This window comes from Rhizobium sp. H4 (assembly GCF_003013335.1).
Lineage (GTDB): Bacteria > Pseudomonadota > Alphaproteobacteria > Rhizobiales > Rhizobiaceae > Rhizobium > Rhizobium sophoriradicis.
The window spans coordinates 118,376-133,747 of record NZ_PSOW01000012.1 but is presented as its reverse complement, the minus strand read 5'-3'; the positions used below and the strand labels follow the sequence as shown (position 1 = coordinate 133,747).

Annotated in this window: 18 protein-coding genes; 13 read left to right on the top strand and 5 right to left on the bottom strand. The window is 61.4% G+C overall.

The annotated features are described in order from the left end of the window. Window positions 1-131: 131 nt before the first annotated feature. The 4 genes from fliG to motA form a co-directional block, all read right to left on the bottom strand. Complete coding sequence (fliG, locus tag C4N04_RS19625; RefSeq protein ID WP_077992539.1) at window positions 132-1,172, bottom strand: flagellar motor switch protein FliG; 1,041 nt, start codon at window positions 1,170-1,172, stop codon at window positions 132-134. Window positions 1,173-1,199: 27 nt separating this feature from the next. Beyond that, the gene (fliN, locus tag C4N04_RS19620) at window positions 1,200-1,787 is read right to left on the bottom strand and encodes a flagellar motor switch protein FliN (RefSeq protein WP_106796808.1); all 588 of its coding nucleotides are present in this window, start codon (window positions 1,785-1,787) and stop codon (window positions 1,200-1,202) included. Window positions 1,788-1,852: 65 nt separating this feature from the next. Next, window positions 1,853-2,803 carry a FliM/FliN family flagellar motor switch protein gene (locus C4N04_RS19615; protein ID WP_106796807.1) on the bottom strand — a complete coding sequence of 317 codons (951 nt, stop codon included), beginning with the start codon at window positions 2,801-2,803 and terminating at the stop codon, window positions 1,853-1,855. Beyond that, window positions 2,804-3,676, bottom strand: coding sequence for a flagellar motor stator protein MotA (gene motA / locus C4N04_RS19610; RefSeq protein WP_009993223.1), 873 nt, complete (start codon window positions 3,674-3,676; stop codon window positions 2,804-2,806). A 254-nt stretch (window positions 3,677-3,930) separates the two neighbouring features. On the opposite strand from motA, the gene flgF reads away from it, so the two are divergent. The 13 genes from flgF to fliP all read left to right on the top strand — a co-directional run bounded on the left by flgF (window position 3,931) and on the right by fliP (window position 12,961). Next, the gene (gene flgF / locus C4N04_RS19605; RefSeq protein WP_009993224.1) at window positions 3,931-4,665 is read left to right on the top strand and encodes a flagellar basal-body rod protein FlgF; all 735 of its coding nucleotides are present in this window, start codon (window positions 3,931-3,933) and stop codon (window positions 4,663-4,665) included. Window positions 4,666-4,760: 95 nt separating this feature from the next. Next, the gene (fliI, locus tag C4N04_RS19600) at window positions 4,761-6,155 is read left to right on the top strand and encodes a flagellar protein export ATPase FliI (RefSeq protein ID WP_096763653.1); all 1,395 of its coding nucleotides are present in this window, start codon (window positions 4,761-4,763) and stop codon (window positions 6,153-6,155) included. 2 nt (window positions 6,156-6,157) lie between these two features. Continuing rightward, window positions 6,158-6,700 (top strand): flagellar protein, encoded by a 543-nt coding sequence (locus C4N04_RS19595; protein WP_106796806.1) that lies wholly within the window; start codon window positions 6,158-6,160, stop codon window positions 6,698-6,700. A 175-nt stretch (window positions 6,701-6,875) separates the two neighbouring features. Beyond that, a complete protein-coding gene (gene flgB / locus C4N04_RS19590) occupies window positions 6,876-7,268 on the top strand; it encodes a flagellar basal body rod protein FlgB (RefSeq protein ID WP_038686881.1) in 393 nt (130 codons plus the stop codon). Window positions 7,269-7,273: 5 nt separating this feature from the next. Then, entirely contained in the window at window positions 7,274-7,690 is a 417-nt protein-coding gene (gene flgC, locus C4N04_RS19585; RefSeq protein ID WP_106796805.1) for a flagellar basal body rod protein FlgC, read from the top strand. 2 nt (window positions 7,691-7,692) lie between these two features. After that, a complete protein-coding gene (locus C4N04_RS19580; protein WP_039617900.1) occupies window positions 7,693-8,034 on the top strand; it encodes a flagellar hook-basal body complex protein FliE in 342 nt (113 codons plus the stop codon). A gap of 19 nt (window positions 8,035-8,053) precedes the next feature. Beyond that, the gene (flgG, locus tag C4N04_RS19575) at window positions 8,054-8,842 is read left to right on the top strand and encodes a flagellar basal-body rod protein FlgG (RefSeq protein WP_106796804.1); all 789 of its coding nucleotides are present in this window, start codon (window positions 8,054-8,056) and stop codon (window positions 8,840-8,842) included. Window positions 8,843-8,858: 16 nt separating this feature from the next. Next, window positions 8,859-9,341, top strand: a complete 483-nt coding sequence (gene flgA, locus C4N04_RS19570) for a flagellar basal body P-ring formation chaperone FlgA (RefSeq protein WP_038686890.1) — start codon at window positions 8,859-8,861, stop codon at window positions 9,339-9,341. Next, window positions 9,338-10,459 carry a flagellar basal body P-ring protein FlgI gene (locus tag C4N04_RS19565; protein ID WP_039617905.1) on the top strand — a complete coding sequence of 374 codons (1,122 nt, stop codon included), beginning with the start codon at window positions 9,338-9,340 and terminating at the stop codon, window positions 10,457-10,459. The genes flgA and C4N04_RS19565 overlap by 4 nt, the downstream gene beginning before the upstream one ends. Next, the gene (locus tag C4N04_RS19560; RefSeq protein WP_038686894.1) at window positions 10,456-10,995 is read left to right on the top strand and encodes a MotE family protein; all 540 of its coding nucleotides are present in this window, start codon (window positions 10,456-10,458) and stop codon (window positions 10,993-10,995) included. Before C4N04_RS19565 ends, C4N04_RS19560 begins: the two co-directional genes overlap by 4 nt. Next, a complete protein-coding gene (flgH, locus tag C4N04_RS19555; protein ID WP_038686897.1) occupies window positions 10,992-11,708 on the top strand; it encodes a flagellar basal body L-ring protein FlgH in 717 nt (238 codons plus the stop codon). The genes C4N04_RS19560 and flgH overlap by 4 nt, the downstream gene beginning before the upstream one ends. A gap of 12 nt (window positions 11,709-11,720) precedes the next feature. Further along, on the top strand, window positions 11,721-12,227 hold the full coding sequence (locus tag C4N04_RS19550) for a flagellar basal body-associated FliL family protein (protein WP_038692234.1): 507 nt from the start codon (window positions 11,721-11,723) through the stop codon (window positions 12,225-12,227). Then, the gene (gene fliP / locus C4N04_RS19545; RefSeq protein WP_106796803.1) at window positions 12,224-12,961 is read left to right on the top strand and encodes a flagellar type III secretion system pore protein FliP; all 738 of its coding nucleotides are present in this window, start codon (window positions 12,224-12,226) and stop codon (window positions 12,959-12,961) included. Before C4N04_RS19550 ends, fliP begins: the two co-directional genes overlap by 4 nt. Window positions 12,962-13,036: 75 nt before the next feature. Here fliP and C4N04_RS19540 read toward each other — a convergent pair whose 3' ends face one another. Then, complete coding sequence (locus C4N04_RS19540; RefSeq protein WP_106796802.1) at window positions 13,037-14,953, bottom strand: glycosyltransferase family 41 protein; 1,917 nt, start codon at window positions 14,951-14,953, stop codon at window positions 13,037-13,039. Window positions 14,954-15,372: the final 419 nt, after the last annotated feature.

The window sequence follows — 15,372 nt, the reverse complement described above, 5'->3', positions numbered from 1 at the left end:
AGCGCGTCGCGAAAACCGGGTTTTCTGCGACACGCCAGAGAACGCGGCCTATCGGTGAAGGGTAGTCGTCTGTTGCAGGGCGATCAACAGCCGCCTTTCGGGCGGCCGGATTTGTCAACAGGCTCGGAAGATTAGGCCGCTGCCGAAGCGTCGCCTTCCTTCTCCTTGAGCTCGATCTGGCCTGAATTGGCCAGGCGAATCGCTTCCTGCGCCACGGCGCGCCGGGCAATGGCGACCTCGCGCGGATTGACGCCGGCCATGCCGCTCTGCAGATCCGATTCGATCATGCGGCGCTGGCGCGGGCTGATGGCGGAGAGAACCGATTCGCGGATCTCCGGCGGCGAACCGCGCAGCGAGACGGTGAGCACATCCGTCGAGATGTCGTTGAGCAGCAGGACGCGGCTGCGCTGCGGCATATACATGAGGTCTTCGAACAGGAAGATCTTCGGGCGGACCTTGTTGACAGATTCGCGGCTGATCGATTCGAGCGAGGTGAGCAGCGTGTCGACCTGCGGCTTGTCGAGCTCGTTCATGAGGTCGGCGACCTTCGTCGAGCCGGCTGCGTTGCGTTCTGCCTCGACCTCGGCAAGCAGCGTCACCACCTGGTTCTCGATGATCTGCGCAGCCTTCGGGCTGACGGTCTTCATGTTGACGGTGCGGTTCATTATGTCGGCGCGACGGTTGTCGGGAAGCTGCAGCAGCACCTTGGCGCCGAAGGAGGAGGGCATCATCGAAAGAATATAGGCGACGGTCTGCGGATGTTCGCGTAGCAGGAACTGCGCGACGAATGCCGGCTCCGCCTCGCTGAGGCGATCCCAGATCGAGGTCTCGTAGGCCTGGAAGGCCGTGCGGCGGCCGAGCAGGCTGTCGACCTCGTCCGGCGTCAGGCCTTCTTCCAGAATAGCCTCGATCGCCTTGGCATTGTCCATCAGTCCGGCGCCCTCGGTGAAGAGGTCCTCGAACTCGGAAACAAGCGACAGCAGTTCGTCCGGCGGAATGGCGCGCAGCGACTGGGCAGATGCGATAATGGTCTGCAGCTCGGCTTGGGTAAAATATTTCAACAGCCGGCCGGCGACACCCTTTCCCATGGCGAGAAGGACCGCCGCCGCCTTTTCAGCCTGGGTCAACGGTTTCCCGGCTAGCGCGCCGCCGAAATCGTCAAAGTCCATCATGGTCTAACCTCTCCGTCCCCACAGGGATCAGGCTTTTTTCGTACTCAAAACTTCTATCAGTTTTACGCCGAATCGGGTGTCGTCATTATCAAGCACCGTGATCTCGCCGCGTGCAATCCTGCGGCCGTTCACCATGATCTCGACAGGTTCGCCGATTTTCTTGTCGAGAGCGATCGTCGCTCCTTCGTTGAGATTCATCAGGCCGGAGACCTGCATCCGGCTGGTGCCGAGCATGATCTGGACATCGATCGGAATGTCCATGATCAGTTCGAAGTTCGAAGTCAGCGCGCTGCCGAGCGGCGCCGGCGCCGCCTCGAACGAAGAGCTGCCGCCGAAATCCATGCCGGCAGCCGAGCTGGCATTGCCAGCGCCGAAATCGCCACCGAAATCGTCGCCGCCGAAAGGGGAATCCGAAATCTCGCCGCCAAAGGCGGCCAGATCCGTTCCTGCTCCGAAGGCATCATTCTCCAGGTCGCCGCCAAACTGCGACAGGTCGCCATCGGCATCCTGCTTCAGCACGCCGCGCAGATCGTCGATCGCCTGGTCGAGATCCGCTTCGCTGCCCGGCACATCCAGGGAGAGGTCACTGTTCTGCTGTGTTTTCTTCGTAGCCATGAAATCACTATTCCAGTTGAAACTTGCCTCAAACTGCCTTTGCAGCCCAAAGGCCAGAGAACCGACTAATTCATTAAATGACGGATGAGTTCGTCATCCGAGTTCATCGTATCCTTGACGCGGACCATGTAGTTTTCGCCTGAGCGGCCGAACTCGCAGATATACAATTCCTTGCTGTTGGCGCTGACTTCGACGCGCACTTCGCCGCTGTCGCGGAAGGGAATGACGTCGCCGACCATCAGCTTCGATATCGTCCGCAGCGTCAGATCCTGCAGCCTGATCCTGGCCTCGAGCGTGACATGCGAGCGGCGGACCTGGTCGCCGAGCTGTTCGGTCCATTCGGGAGAGGCGCCGGCGGCCTGGCGCTTCGGCTTCGGCGGCGTCACCTTGGTTTTCAGCAGCGCCGTCTGCGGAACGATCAGCGAGAATTCCGAAACGATGCCGGCAAGCGTGAGCGACATGTTGATGGCGGCGGCGAATTCGTCCGGCTTGTCTTCCGCCGGCCTCGGGCGCGTGTCATGGGCGTGCGGGGCCGAAAGGCTCGGTTCGAAACCGCCCGGCGCGTTGACAGCCGAGCGCAGCACCTTGGCGATCTTGTCGAAGACCATGACCGCCAGATCGAGTTCGATGATCGAGAGCAGCCGGTCGGCCGGTTCCTCGATCGTATCGGCGGTGGCGCCGAGCAGGTGCTCCATCAGCGTGATGACGAAACCATTGCCGCAGGCAAGCGTGACGTTCTGTGACCAGTTGCGCAACGTCGCATCGACGAGGGTGACGTTGGCGCTGAGGTCATCGATCAGGTGGTTCTTGTAGCCGATCTCGCAGCCGAGATAATTGACCGTCACATCGAGGCCGGTCTCGCTTTTGATGACATCGGGAAAGAACTCGCTGTAGACCTCTCCGAAGGCGCTGCAGATCTTGGACACGCGGCCTCTGTCGCCGAGCCCGCCTGTCAGCTTGGCGAGAAGGGCAGGATCCATTGCCGGTTTGTCATGCGAAGCATCGCTCATGGTCATTTAAGCCGCCTTGTTTTCGCCGCCTGGGTTCATCATTTCCTGTTCGACGGCATCGATCGACGGACGCTCGTAAGCCGAGATCGTCTTGCGGCCGTATTCGAGAGCCACCTGCGGCACCGAACCGTTCATGTAGGCAAGCAGCGTCTGCTTGACGATCACGTAGAGGCGATGCTGCTTGTTGCGGACGACCTTGATCTGGGAGACCAGCGGCGAGCAAAGGCAGTAGGACAACAGAATGCCGAGGAAGGTGCCGACCAGCGCCGAGCCGATCAGGTGGCCGAGCACTTCGGGCGAATCGTTGATGTGGGCCATCGCCTTGATGACGCCGAGAACGGCCGCGACGATACCGATTGCAGGGAAAGAGTCGCCCATGATCTGGATTGCGTGATAGGGCTTCATCTTGTCGTGCATGATGGTGTTGAGCTCTTCATCCATCAGCGCCTCGATTTCGTGGCTGCGCGCGTTGCCGATGATGATCAGGCGGACGTAATCGCAGATGAAGGCCGTCAGTTCCTTGTTCTTCAGAACCGTGGGTGCCTGCTGGAAGATCGTCGATTCGGCCGGATTGTCGATATGGGCTTCGATTTCGTTTCGCGACTTGGTGCGCAGGTCGCGCATCAGCGAATACAGCACGCCGAGCGTGTCGAGATAATTGCGCTCCTTCGGCACGGCGTGCTTGAAGGCTTCGCCGAGCGCTTTGCCGGAATCCTTCACTACCTTCATTGGATTGGCCATGATGAAGCTGCCGAGACCCGCGCCGCCGATGATGACGAACTCGAAGGGCTGGAATAGCGCCTCCACGTGGCCGCCCATCGCCATGAAGCTGCCGATGACACAGCCGCAAGTCACTATAAATCCGATAATGATGTTCATCGTCAGCCCAATCTGAACGTTGCTTTTCTTTGAGACGGATAGGGTTTCTGCCTTGCGTGAGGCTGATGAAAAGGCCGCATGCAGGGAATTCAGCGTGCCAGCTTCGCGCAAGCATCTGCCGTCAATCTGAAGGAGACGAATGGGCGTTCGCGCCCGTTTCTGAGATGCCGCCTCAGCGAAATTCCGGCCGAACCAGATCAGACGACGCCCGGCTTTTCGTTCCGTTCATCGCCAATGCTTGGAGCTTTCCGACAATGCAATCCGGTCTTTATGTTTCTCTGTCGTCGCAGATGGCGCTCGAAAAGCGCTTGAACACCATCGCAGACAACATGGCCAACGTGAACACGACCGGTTTTCGCGCCACTGAGGTGAAGTTCGACGAGATGGTGGCGGCCACCAAGAACAAGCTCAACACCAAGGTTGCCTTCGTCTCCCAGGGCAATGATTATCTGAACGAGCAGAACGGCGAGCTGCAGCATACCGGCAACATGCTCGATTTCGCCATCAAGGGCGATGCCTGGTTTGCGCTCGATACGCCGGCCGGCCGCGTGCTGACGCGGGACGGCCGCTTCACGATCAAGGACACCGGCGAGCTCGTCTCGATCCGGGGATATCCGGTTCTCGACGCCGGCGGCGCGCCGATCCAGCTCGATACGAAAGCCGGCGAGCCGGCGGTCGGAACCGACGGCGTCATCTATCAGACCGGCCGTCAGGTCGGATCGCTCGGGCTGTTCGAGGCCGATATCAGCAAAGGTTACCTGCGCTACGAAAACAGCGGCATCATGACCACCGATCAGCCGCGCGCCGTCGTCGACCGCTTCAATGTCGGCGTCGAGCAGGGATACCTGGAAAACTCCAACGTCAACGCCATGCGCGAGATCACCCAACTGATCGAGGTCAACCGCGCCTTTGAGAGCATCTCGTCGCTGATGCGCGACAGCGAGGATTCGTTCAAGGAAGCCGTCCAGACGCTTGGGGGCAGCCGCTAATGCATGTCGCCCAAAAGTGTGCAGTGGTTTTGGGAGGACGGCATGCATAAGAACAACGACCGAAAATACATCGCATTTTCGGGTGGGATTGAAGCATGAGCACGCTACTGTCCGAGGACGGCCTTTCCCCGAAGCTGGCGCATCTGGCGGGTCTCGTCGACCAATATGCATCGCCGGAGTTCGCGGTCGCTCATGGCGGTCGTGTGCAGACCATTGCCGCCGGCCACTATACCGTTCGCGGTCTTTCCCGCCATGTTCGTCTCGGCGAGTTCGTGGCGCATAAATCCGCCTCCGGCGTCCATCTCGGCGAGGTCGTTCGTGTCGAGCCGGAGCTGATCTACGTCTGCCCGATCGAACCCGGCGAGCCGATCGGCATCCATGATACCGTCATCCGCAAGGGCGCCTTCCGCATTTCGCCGTCCGACAACTGGTGCGGGCGCACCGTCAATTCGCTTTGCGAGCCGATTGACGGGCTGGGTCCGATCGTCGAAGGCCTCGATCGCCGCTCGATCTCCAACACCGCGCCGCCGTCGATGACCCGCCAGCGCGTCGGGACCGGCTTCAAGACCGGCGTGCGCGCCATCGATATCTTCTCGCCGCTCTGCCTCGGGCAGCGCCTCGGCATCTTCGCCGGCTCCGGCGTCGGCAAGTCGACGCTTCTGTCGATGCTCGCCCGCGCCGACGCCTTCGACAAGGTTGTCATCGCGCTCGTCGGCGAACGCGGCCGCGAGGTGCGCGAGTTCATCGAGGATACGCTCGGCAGCAACATGAAGAAGGCGATCGCCGTCGTTGCGACCAGCGACGAAAGCCCGATGCTGCGCAAGATGGCGCCGCTGACGGCGATCACCATCGCCGAGCATTTCCGCGACAAGGGCGAGAACGTCCTCTTCATCGTCGACAGCGTCACCCGCTTCGCCCACGCGATCCGCGAGGTGGCGACCGCCTCCGGCGAGCCGCCGATCGCCCGCGGTTATCCCGCTTCGGTTTTCACCGAACTGCCGCGCCTGCTGGAGCGCGCCGGTCCGGGCCCCGAGGGCGCCGGCACGATTACCGCGATCATCTCGATCCTCGTCGACGGCGACAACCACAACGATCCGATCGCCGATTCAACGCGCGGCATCCTCGACGGCCATATCGTCCTGCAGCGCAGCCTCGCCGAAGAGGGGCGTTATCCGCCGATTGATCCGCTCGCCTCGATCTCGCGTCTTGCCCGCAAGGCCTGGACGCCGGACCAGGAAAAGCTGGTGTCGCGGCTGAAAGTGTTGATCCACCGCTTCGAGGAGACGCGAGACCTGCGCCTGATCGGCGGTTACCGCCAGGGCGCCGATCCCGATCTCGACATGGCGGTCAAGCAGGTCCCCATCATTTACGACGTCCTGAAACAGGCGCCGGGCGATCGTGAGTCGGTCGACGCCTTTGCCGATCTCGCCGGCGCGCTGAAGGCTGCAGCCGGCATGGGCAATCAGGGCGCGCCCATCCAGAGGAGATAGACGTGGCTGAATTCGACGACGAACGCATCGCTTCCCTGAAGCAGCGCAGGAAGGCCGCCTTCCTGGATCGGTTTCTCACCGTCGCCGGCCTGGCGCTTGCCGGCGCTTCGGCCTTCTTCCCCTGGTACGTCTTCTTCAACGCAGAGAAGTTCGGCATCAACGTCGCCGCCAGCAGCAACTCGCGCGAACTGCCGGATTGGCCCGCCCGCAACGTCCTCAGCGTCTCGCCGCTTGCCATGGTCAACAAGAACGAGGCAGCCAAGAAGATTCCGCCGATCGATCCGCTGACGACGGCAACGGTCTCCAATCTCGGCAAAGCGCGTGACGGCGGCGACTTGCTGGAAGAGCAGCCGTTCCCCGGCAAGTCTTCCTTCCGCCTGCTGCATGTCTCCAACGGCCGGGCGCTGATCGAGGATCCCTCGGGCATGTATGTGGTGCGCATCGGCTCGATCCTGCCCGACGAAAGCCGCCTTGCGACGCTGGAGCAGCGGGACGGCAAGTGGGTGATCATCACCTCCAAGGGTGAGATCTACAAGAACGACTGAACCTCTTCGCAATGCCGAAGGCAACAGGGGCTCCGCCGCAGACCGGTAGGAGCCCTTTCTCTTGTGCGGCCCCCTCTTATGCGAGCTCGCCGAAAGCGCCGCCAAGCCCGATTTCCGGTAAGTCCCACGCAAGATTACCGCACTAGGTTCGGGCTAGTAAAAACGGAGAGTTCTCATGCAACCGATCCAACTTTTCGACTTGGCTTCGCGACAGGCGGAATGGCTGACGATCCGTCAGCAGGTTGTTGCCGGCAATATCGCGAATGCCAATACCCCGAAATTCCGCGCCAAGGACGTCACGCCGTTTGACGCCGTGCTTGATAGGTCCGACATCGCCATGGCGCGCACCAATCCGGCGCATCTGAGCGGCAACGATTTCAGCGACAGCGGCGATATCGACGTCAAGGACGCCGCGCTCGACCAGGAGATCGGCATCCAGGAATCCGGCAACACCGTCGGACTGGCCGAGGAGCTTTCGAAGTCGGGCGACATCAAACGCCAGTACGATCTGAACACCTCGCTGGTCAGCTCCTTCAACCGCATGATGCTGATGACCGTCAGGAAGTAATTGTCATGGATCCGCTTTCCGCCGCTATGAAAATCGCCGGTTCGGGGCTCGATGCGCAATCGACGCGTCTGCGCATCGTCTCGGAAAACATCGCCAACGCCCGTTCGACCGGCGATACGCCCGGTGCCGACCCCTATCGCCGCAAGACGATCACCTTCGGCCAGCAGATGGATCGCGCAAGCGGCGTCGAGACGGTCGACGTCAAGAAGGTCGGTGTCGACGAAGGCGATTTCAGCACCGAATTCGACCCCAGCAATCCGGCGGCGGATGCCAAGGGTGTCGTCAAGCTGCCGAACGTCAACATCCTGGTCGAGATGGCCGACATGCGCGAAGCCAACCGCTCCTATGACGCCAACCTGCAGACCATCAAGCAGACCCGCGATCTCATCTCCTCCACGATCGATCTCCTGAAGAGCCAATAATAATGATCAGCAGCGTCCAGAATGTCAGCAATCTTTCGATGACCCGTGCGCTCGGCGCCGTCGATACCGAAAATTCCGCCTCGTCGTCTGCAACAACCATGCCGGGCACATCAGGTGCGGCCAACGGCATGAGCTTCGCCTCCGTCATGGGCAACATGGCAAGCGACGCCGTCAACAGCCTGAAGGGCGCCGAAAGCATGTCCTTTGCCGGCATCAAGGGCACGGCGACAACCCGTGAAGTCGTCGATTCCATGCTCCAGGCCGAGCAGACGCTGCAGACGGCGATTGCCATCCGCGACAAGGTCGTTTCGGCCTTTCTCGAAGTCACCAAGATGCAGATGTAACTGATTTGAGGACGAACACATGAGAGCGCTCGCCATTGCAGCAACGGGCATGGATGCCCAGCAGACCAATCTGGAAGTCATCGCCAACAACATCGCCAACATCAACACCACAGGTTTCAAGCGCGCCCGCGCCGAGTTCACCGATCTGCTCTATCAGACCGAACGCGCCAAGGGTGTCGCCAACCGCGCCAACCAGGCCGTCGTTCCCGAAGGCGCCAATATCGGTCTCGGCGTTCAGACGTCGGCGGTGCGCAATCTGCATCTCCAGGGTGAACTCACGCAGACCGGCAACGATCTCGACGTTGCGCTGATCGGCAAGGGCTTCTTCCAGATCCAGTCGACCGACGGCACCACGCTCTATACCCGCGCCGGCGCCTTCAACAAGAACGACCAGGGCCAGCTCGTCACGATCGACGGCTATGAAGTTCTGCCCGGCATCACCATTCCGCAGGGTTCGACCGAACTGACCATCAGCCGCTCCGGCGAGGTCTCGGTCAAGCTGCCGGGCGTCACCGATGCGACCGTGCTCGGCCAGCTGACGCTTGCCGACTTCGTCAACGAGGCGGGCCTGCAGCCGATCGGTGACAACCTCTTCCAGGAAACGGCAGCCTCCGGCGAGGCCGTCGTCGGCAATCCCGACGAGGAAGGCTTCGGCTACATGAAGCAGGGCTATCTGGAATCCTCGAACGTCGACCCGGTGAAGGAAATCACCGAGCTGATATCGGCCCAGCGCGCTTACGAAATGAATTCCAAGGTGATCACCACCGCTGATGAAATGGCCTCCATCGTCAGCAAGAACCTGAAGTAAAGGGAAGGGCCGAAACATGATGTTTTGCCGGGCAGGACACATCTCGGGATGGGTGGCGGCAGCCATGATCGCAGTCGCGGGCATCGTCATGCCCGCAGGCGCCGACGCCGGCATGGGTTATGCCGTCGTCCCGACGACAATCATCTACCCCGGCGATACATTGTCGGCCAGCCAGCTTCAGGAGGTCGAGGTCACCAACCCCAACCTTGCCGGCGATTTTGCCAAATCTATTTCCCAGGTCGAAGGCCTGGTCTCCAAGCGCACGCTGCTGCCGGGCCGCACGATCGCGGTTTCGGGTCTGCGCGAACCCTATACGGTCACGCGCGGCTCTTCGATCCGCCTGGTCTTCTCGCTCGGCCCGATGACGATCTCGGCCGCCGGCACGCCGCTCGAAGACGGCGCCACCGGGCAGCTGATCCGCGCCCGCAATATGGATTCCGGCGTCATCGTCAGCGGCACGGTGCTTGCGGACGGCACGGTCCATGTGAGGGCAAAATGAGATTGTTGTTCCGTTTCCTGACCCTTGCCGCGGTTCTCGCCATGAGCCTGGCCGACGTCGCGCCCGCCTGGGCGCTGACCTCGCGCATCAAGGATATCGCCTCGCTTCAGGCCGGCCGTGACAATCAGCTGATCGGTTATGGCCTCATCGTCGGCTTGCAGGGCACCGGCGACGGTTTCCGCTCCTCGCCCTTCACCGAGCAGTCGATGCGGGCGATGCTGCAGAATCTCGGCATCTCGACGCAGGGAGGCCAGTCCAGCGCCAAGAATACCGCCGCCGTGATGGTCACCGCCAACCTGCCTCCTTTCGCAAGCCCCGGCAGCCGTATCGACGTCACTGTGAGCTCGCTCGGCGACGCGACGTCGCTGCGCGGCGGCACGCTCGTCATGACCTCGCTTTCCGGTGCCGACGGCCAGATCTACGCCGTCGCGCAGGGCTCCGTCATCGTCTCCGGCTTTCAGGCGCAGGGCCAGGCGGCGACCGTGACCGAAGGTGTGACCACCGCCGGCCGCGTGCCGGGCGGCGCCATCATCGAACGTGAATTGCCGTCCCGCTTCAAGGATTCGGTCAATCTCGTCCTGCAGCTGCGCAATCCCGACTTCTCGACGGCGATCCGTATTGCCGACATCGTCAACGGTTATGCCTCGGCCCGTTTCGGCGGTCCGGTCGCCGAAGCCAAGGATTCGCAGGAAGTGGTGATCCAGAAGCCGCGCCAGGCCGATCTCACCCGGCTGATGGCCGATGTCGAAAACCTTATCGTCGAAACCGATACGCCGGCCAAGGTTGTGATCAACGAGCGCACCGGAACGATCGTCATCGGTTCCGATGTCCGCGTTTCGCCGGTCGCCGTCAGCTACGGCACGCTGACCGTTCAGGTCACCGAGACGCCGCAGATCATCCAGCCCGAACCCTTCTCGCGTGGCCGGACCGCGGTCCAGCCGCAGACCGATATCGCGGCTGAGCAGACCGGCGGGCGCGTCGCCATCATCGACGGTCCCGACCTCAGGACCCTTGTCGCCGGCCTCAACAATATCGGCGTGAAACCGGATGGCATCATCGCCATTCTCCAGGGCATCAAATCGGCGGGCGCCCTGCAGGCGGAGCTTGTGCTGCAATGAAGACGATCCTGAACCCTGACCTGACGGTCCTGCAACTGCTGCGCCGGCTGGCGCTGCCGGCAGCAGGCCTCATCCTTCTGTCGATCCCCGGCGCCTTCGCGCAGCAGCATCCGGAGGGGGACATTACCTCGCAGGATGAGATCAAGCAGTTCTGCACCAACATCGCCGACCCCGCCCGCGACCAACGTTACCTCCTGCAGAAGCAGGAGCTGGAAAGGCTCCGCGCCGACATCGACGCCCGCATGGAGGAGATGGACAAGCGCAAGGCCGAATATCAGGACTGGCTGAAGCGGCGCGACGACTTCCTGAAGCAGGCCGAAGCCGGTCTCACCGAGATCTACAAGAAGATGAAGCCGGATGCGGCTGCACTCCAGCTGCAGGATATGAAGGTCGAGGTGGCCTCCGCCGTGATCATGCGGCTCGGTCCGCGCCAGTCGAGCCTCATCCTCAACGAGATGGACCCGCAGAAAGCCGCCGTCATCGCCAGCGTCATCGCCAGTGCGTCCGATCCCAATACGTCGAAGGATCCTTCATGAACATGCGTTTCCCGGCCGCGATCGCCGCCCTCGCACTCCTTGCAGGCTGCCAGTCCCCGACGGCGGTCAGCGAGATCGGCCGCGCGCCCGCCATGAGCCCGATCGGCAGCGGCCTTGCCTATGGTCAGACGCCGCAGATGGCGCTCTATCCGAAGCAGCCGCGTGCCGTCGCGCAGGGTTATTCGCTGTGGAGCGATTCGCAGGCCGCCCTCTTCAAGGACGCGCGCGCCTTGAACGTCGGCGACATCCTGACCGTCGACATCCAGATCAACGACAAGGCCTCCTTCGACAACGAGACCAACCGCAGCCGCACCAATTCGAGCGGCATGAACTGGGACATCAACGCCCAGATCTTCGGCTGGACGCCTGAATCCAAGACCGACCTGACCTACGGCTCCGACACCAGCACCGACGGCAAGGGCAAGATCGAGCGCACCGACAAGCTCACCCTTCTGGTCGCCGCCGTCGTCACCGGCATTCTCGAAAACGGCAACCTCGTCATTTCGGGCTCGCAGGAGGTGCGCCTGAACCAGGAGCTGCGCATTCTGAACGTCGCCGGTATCGTGCGTCCGCAGGACGTCAACGCCGAAAACCAGATCTCCTACGACAAGATCGCCGAAGCCCGCATTTCCTATGGCGGCCGCGGCCGCCTGATGGAAGTGCAGCAGCCTCCGCGCGGCCAGCAGGCCGTCGACCTTTTCTCGCCGCTTTGAGGCCGAATGACGATGGCAGACGCAGACATAAGCGCAGGTCAACCGAAGAAGAAATCCGGACCGCTGATGACGATCATCGGCGTCGCCATCCTGACCTTGCTCGGCGCCGGCGGCGGCTGGGCGGTCGGCACGATCGTCGCGCCCGAGATCAAGGTCGCCAAGGAGGCCGAAGAGGCCAAGGACGCCGAAGCCAAGAAGAAGGCCGAGGAAGGCCTGGCGCGGATCTCGACCGAGGCCAATAATGTCGTCCAGCTCGAGCCGATCACTTCGAACCTCGCCTACCCCTCGGAAAACTGGGTGCGGCTGGAAGTCGCGCTGCTGTTCAACGGGCCGCCTGACGTCAAGGTTTCCGAGGACATTCACCAGGATATCCTGGCCTATATCAGGACCGTTTCCCTCCAACAGATCGAGGGGCCGCGGGGCTTTCAATATCTCAGGGATGACATCCAGGAACGTGTTGACCTTCGTTCGCAAGGGCGGGTATCGAAGGTCATGTTCAGGACATTTGTCATCGAATGATTCGATTTATAATTTTCCTTACCGCCATGATGGCGGTACCGGAACTGGCGGTGGCACAGCAGCTGCCGACGGATTTGTTGAACGTGCCGGTCGATGGCTCTGTCGCCGCCTGGATCATCCGCACCTTCGGCCTGCTGACCATTCTTTCGGTCGCGCCGGGCATCCTGATCATGGTGACGAGCTTCCCGCGCTTCGTCATCGCCTTCTCGATCCTGCGCTCGGGCATGGGCCTCTCCTCGACCCCCTCCAACATGATCCTCCTGTCGCTGTCGCTGTTCATGACCTTCTACGTCATGTCGCCGACCTTCGATCAGGCCTGGCAAAACGGCGTGCAGCCGCTGCTTGCCAACCAGATCAACGAGACCGAGGCGGTCCAGCGTATCGCCGAACCCTTCCGCACCTTCATGGCGGCCAATACCCGCGACAAGGACCTGGCGCTGTTCGTCGATCTGGCGCGTGAACGCGGCCAGACTATCCAGACATCGGATCCGATCGACTACCGGGTTCTAATCCCCGCCTTCATGATTTCCGAGATCCGCCGCGGCTTCGAAATCGGCTTCCTCGTGGTACTGCCGTTCCTCGTCATCGACCTCATTGTCGCGACCATCACGATGGCGATGGGCATGATGATGCTGCCGCCGACCTCGATCTCGCTGCCGTTCAAGATTCTCTTTTTCGTGCTGATCGACGGCTGGAACCTGCTCGTCGGCAGTCTGGTGCGCTCGTTCAGCTGATACGCCCCCTCATCATTGGTCACAAGATAAACCCCGCCGGAGCGATCCGGCGGGGTTTTTCATGCAGGTCGAACCTTACTCGGAAGCGAACGGGACGGTGCGCGGCGGCAGCGCCCGAATGTCCATGTGCTCGGGGGCGAGATGCTGTTTGGCGCGGTCGGCCATGATTTCGTAGGCCTGCTCCAGATGATTGCAGAAACGTTCGGCGTCGAAGAGCGGCGCGATATAGCGCCTCTCCTTCAGCCGCGCTTTGTATTCGGTGATCCGCCCGGGATTCTGCGCCAGCTCGACGGCGAGATCCTCGTAGGCCTGCAGGTCGCCGGCAACGAGCTCGGGCAGATCGATTGCTCTCAGCAGGCTCTCGCTGACGCGTGAGGCGAAATTGGTGCCCTTGACGGTCAGAACCGGCAGGCCGCCCCAGAGTTGCTCCGACGTGGTCGTGTGGCCGTTGACGGGGAAAGTGTCGATGCCGAGGTCGGCCGCCTGCTGGCGGTCTATATGTTGTTCGTAGGGCGCGCGCGGGCAGAAGATGATCCGCTTGGGCGAGATGCCTGCCGTCTGGAAGTGCTTCAACAGGTTCGCCTGGTTGCGCGGCGTATTCGCCATCAGCCAAAGCACGCTGTTCGGCGCCCGTTTGAGAATCCGGCACCAGCTGTTGACGACCTCAGGCGTGATCTTGCGGTTGCCGTTGAAGGAGGCGAAGATGAAGGCGTCTTCCGGCAGGCCGAGCTGCTCGCGGGTGACCGGACGCGGCTTCGGACGATGCATCGGATCGTTCGGCTGATAGCTCTCCGGCAATCGGCAGAATTTTTCATGGTAGAACGGCTTTGCGACTTCGGGCAGGACGGAATGGTCGCCGATGACGTAGTCGAGGTCGATGTTAACAGTGCTGCCGGGAAAGCCGAGCCAGCCGACGTGGACAGGTGCCAGCGGCAGGTTGAAGGCTGCCGCGCGGCTGCCTGACGTATGGCCCTTCAGATCGACCATGATGTCGATATTATGCTCGCGCACGACTGCCAGCACCGCCTGGTCGGAGAAGCCGTGAATGTCCACGATCCTGCCCCAGCGGCTGCGATCGGTGTCATTGTGCTTCAGATATTCCGGGCCGGTATGGCAGAAGAGCGTCACCTCGAACCGATCCTTGTCGTGCAGCTCGAGGATGCGCTGCAACAGCTTCATCGTCGCGTGGCGATCCCAGAAGTCCGAGGACATGTAGCCGATCCGGATCTTGTTTGACCATGTGTGCGGCTGGTTGCGGCGGAAAGCTATCCGTTCCTGGTTGAGCGGCGTGGTGCCGATCGTTGCATACCGGTTGAAATCCTCGTTGCCGCACCAGTGCAGATGATAGAAAGGGTTGTCCTTGCGCAGGATCTCGAAATCGCCCTTTGCCAAGGCCCCGTCGATCACCGCCTGATGCTTGCCTGCCTCTTCGAAATCATTGAATTCGCGGGCGAAAACAAGGTGGAGAAAGCGGAAGGCGTGATTGCCCGGAAAACGCTTGAAGAGATTGCGCGCAAGCGTCTGGTTGGTTGCGTCGTTGAGATCGTCGCTGAGCAGCAGGGCCGCCAGGCGCATGTGATCGGGATTCATGCTTTCCGACAGCACCGTCTTGAACGGGCGGATGATATCCCGCTGCTGGCGCTTCAGATAGATCGCGGTGATGATGAAGGCGAGCTCGGCATCTTCCTGCGCTCTGGTGAGGTTGCGCATGGCGATCAGCAGCGCTTCGTCCTCGTTGCCGGTCTCGTAATAGAGCTTGGCAGACTGCTTCTGATATTCGTAGGCGTTCGGTCCTTCGCAATTGCCGGCCAGGCCATAGGCTTTCGCGGCATCGGCTTTGAAGCCGAGCTGCACGAGGTTCTTGGCCAGCAGCGCGTAGGTCTTGGCGTCCTGATGAATATCCATGAGCTGGTTGAGCGTCGCCAGAGACTGTGTGTAGCGGCCCGCCTGATAATCTCTGGATGCCGCAGAGAACGAAACTTTGCTGTTCAAAACCCAACTCCGTGAAGGAAATGTTCTAGCATGGCTGTCGATCGCCCGGCGCAGGCACGGGCCGTCCGCCCCGAATACGGGCGAATGATCCGATGGTGCTATCCCGGCACCTGACACGTTGGCATGTGAAGCTTGCTTGAAACCGGTGCGCCTCATGAAGGCGCTTTCTTTCATGAGAGAAAACGGCTTCTTTCCCGGTATGTTAGCATGCGAAGGAATAGATTCAGCCGGCATTAACTATGCAATGGAAGGAGCCGGAACGGGGCCTCGATTTTTAAGAAGTTGGCAAGCATTGGCTGCGAGATTGCCCTGGACATGACGGGTTTGGGCCAAACAAGCAGGCGCCGAGTAGCATGAAGCTGGTCCGTCATCGCCGGTATTACAGTCCGGTATGTCCTCCTTTTTGTATCTAGTTTCCA

Bases quoted from the DNA above. Each gene is read 5' to 3' on its own strand.
- flgF (WP_009993224.1), top strand. From the start codon at position 3,931: ATGCAATCCGGTCTTTATGTTTCTCTGTCGTCGCAGATGGCGCTCGAA.
- C4N04_RS19580 (WP_039617900.1), top strand. From the start codon at position 7,693: ATGATCAGCAGCGTCCAGAATGTCAGCAATCTTTCGATGACCCGTGCG.
- C4N04_RS19615 (WP_106796807.1), bottom strand. From the start codon at position 2,803: ATGACCATGAGCGATGCTTCGCATGACAAACCGGCAATGGATCCTGCC.
- C4N04_RS19550 (WP_038692234.1), top strand. From the start codon at position 11,721: ATGGCAGACGCAGACATAAGCGCAGGTCAACCGAAGAAGAAATCCGGA.
- flgH (WP_038686897.1), top strand. From the start codon at position 10,992: ATGAACATGCGTTTCCCGGCCGCGATCGCCGCCCTCGCACTCCTTGCA.
- flgC (WP_106796805.1), top strand. From the start codon at position 7,274: ATGGATCCGCTTTCCGCCGCTATGAAAATCGCCGGTTCGGGGCTCGAT.
- fliI (WP_096763653.1), top strand. From the start codon at position 4,761: ATGAGCACGCTACTGTCCGAGGACGGCCTTTCCCCGAAGCTGGCGCAT.
- motA (WP_009993223.1), bottom strand. From the start codon at position 3,676: ATGAACATCATTATCGGATTTATAGTGACTTGCGGCTGTGTCATCGGC.
- flgG (WP_106796804.1), top strand. From the start codon at position 8,054: ATGAGAGCGCTCGCCATTGCAGCAACGGGCATGGATGCCCAGCAGACC.
- fliP (WP_106796803.1), top strand. From the start codon at position 12,224: ATGATTCGATTTATAATTTTCCTTACCGCCATGATGGCGGTACCGGAA.
- C4N04_RS19565 (WP_039617905.1), top strand. From the start codon at position 9,338: ATGAGATTGTTGTTCCGTTTCCTGACCCTTGCCGCGGTTCTCGCCATG.
- fliG (WP_077992539.1), bottom strand. From the start codon at position 1,172: ATGATGGACTTTGACGATTTCGGCGGCGCGCTAGCCGGGAAACCGTTG.
- fliN (WP_106796808.1), bottom strand. From the start codon at position 1,787: ATGGCTACGAAGAAAACACAGCAGAACAGTGACCTCTCCCTGGATGTG.
- C4N04_RS19560 (WP_038686894.1), top strand. From the start codon at position 10,456: ATGAAGACGATCCTGAACCCTGACCTGACGGTCCTGCAACTGCTGCGC.
- flgB (WP_038686881.1), top strand. From the start codon at position 6,876: ATGCAACCGATCCAACTTTTCGACTTGGCTTCGCGACAGGCGGAATGG.
- flgA (WP_038686890.1), top strand. From the start codon at position 8,859: ATGATGTTTTGCCGGGCAGGACACATCTCGGGATGGGTGGCGGCAGCC.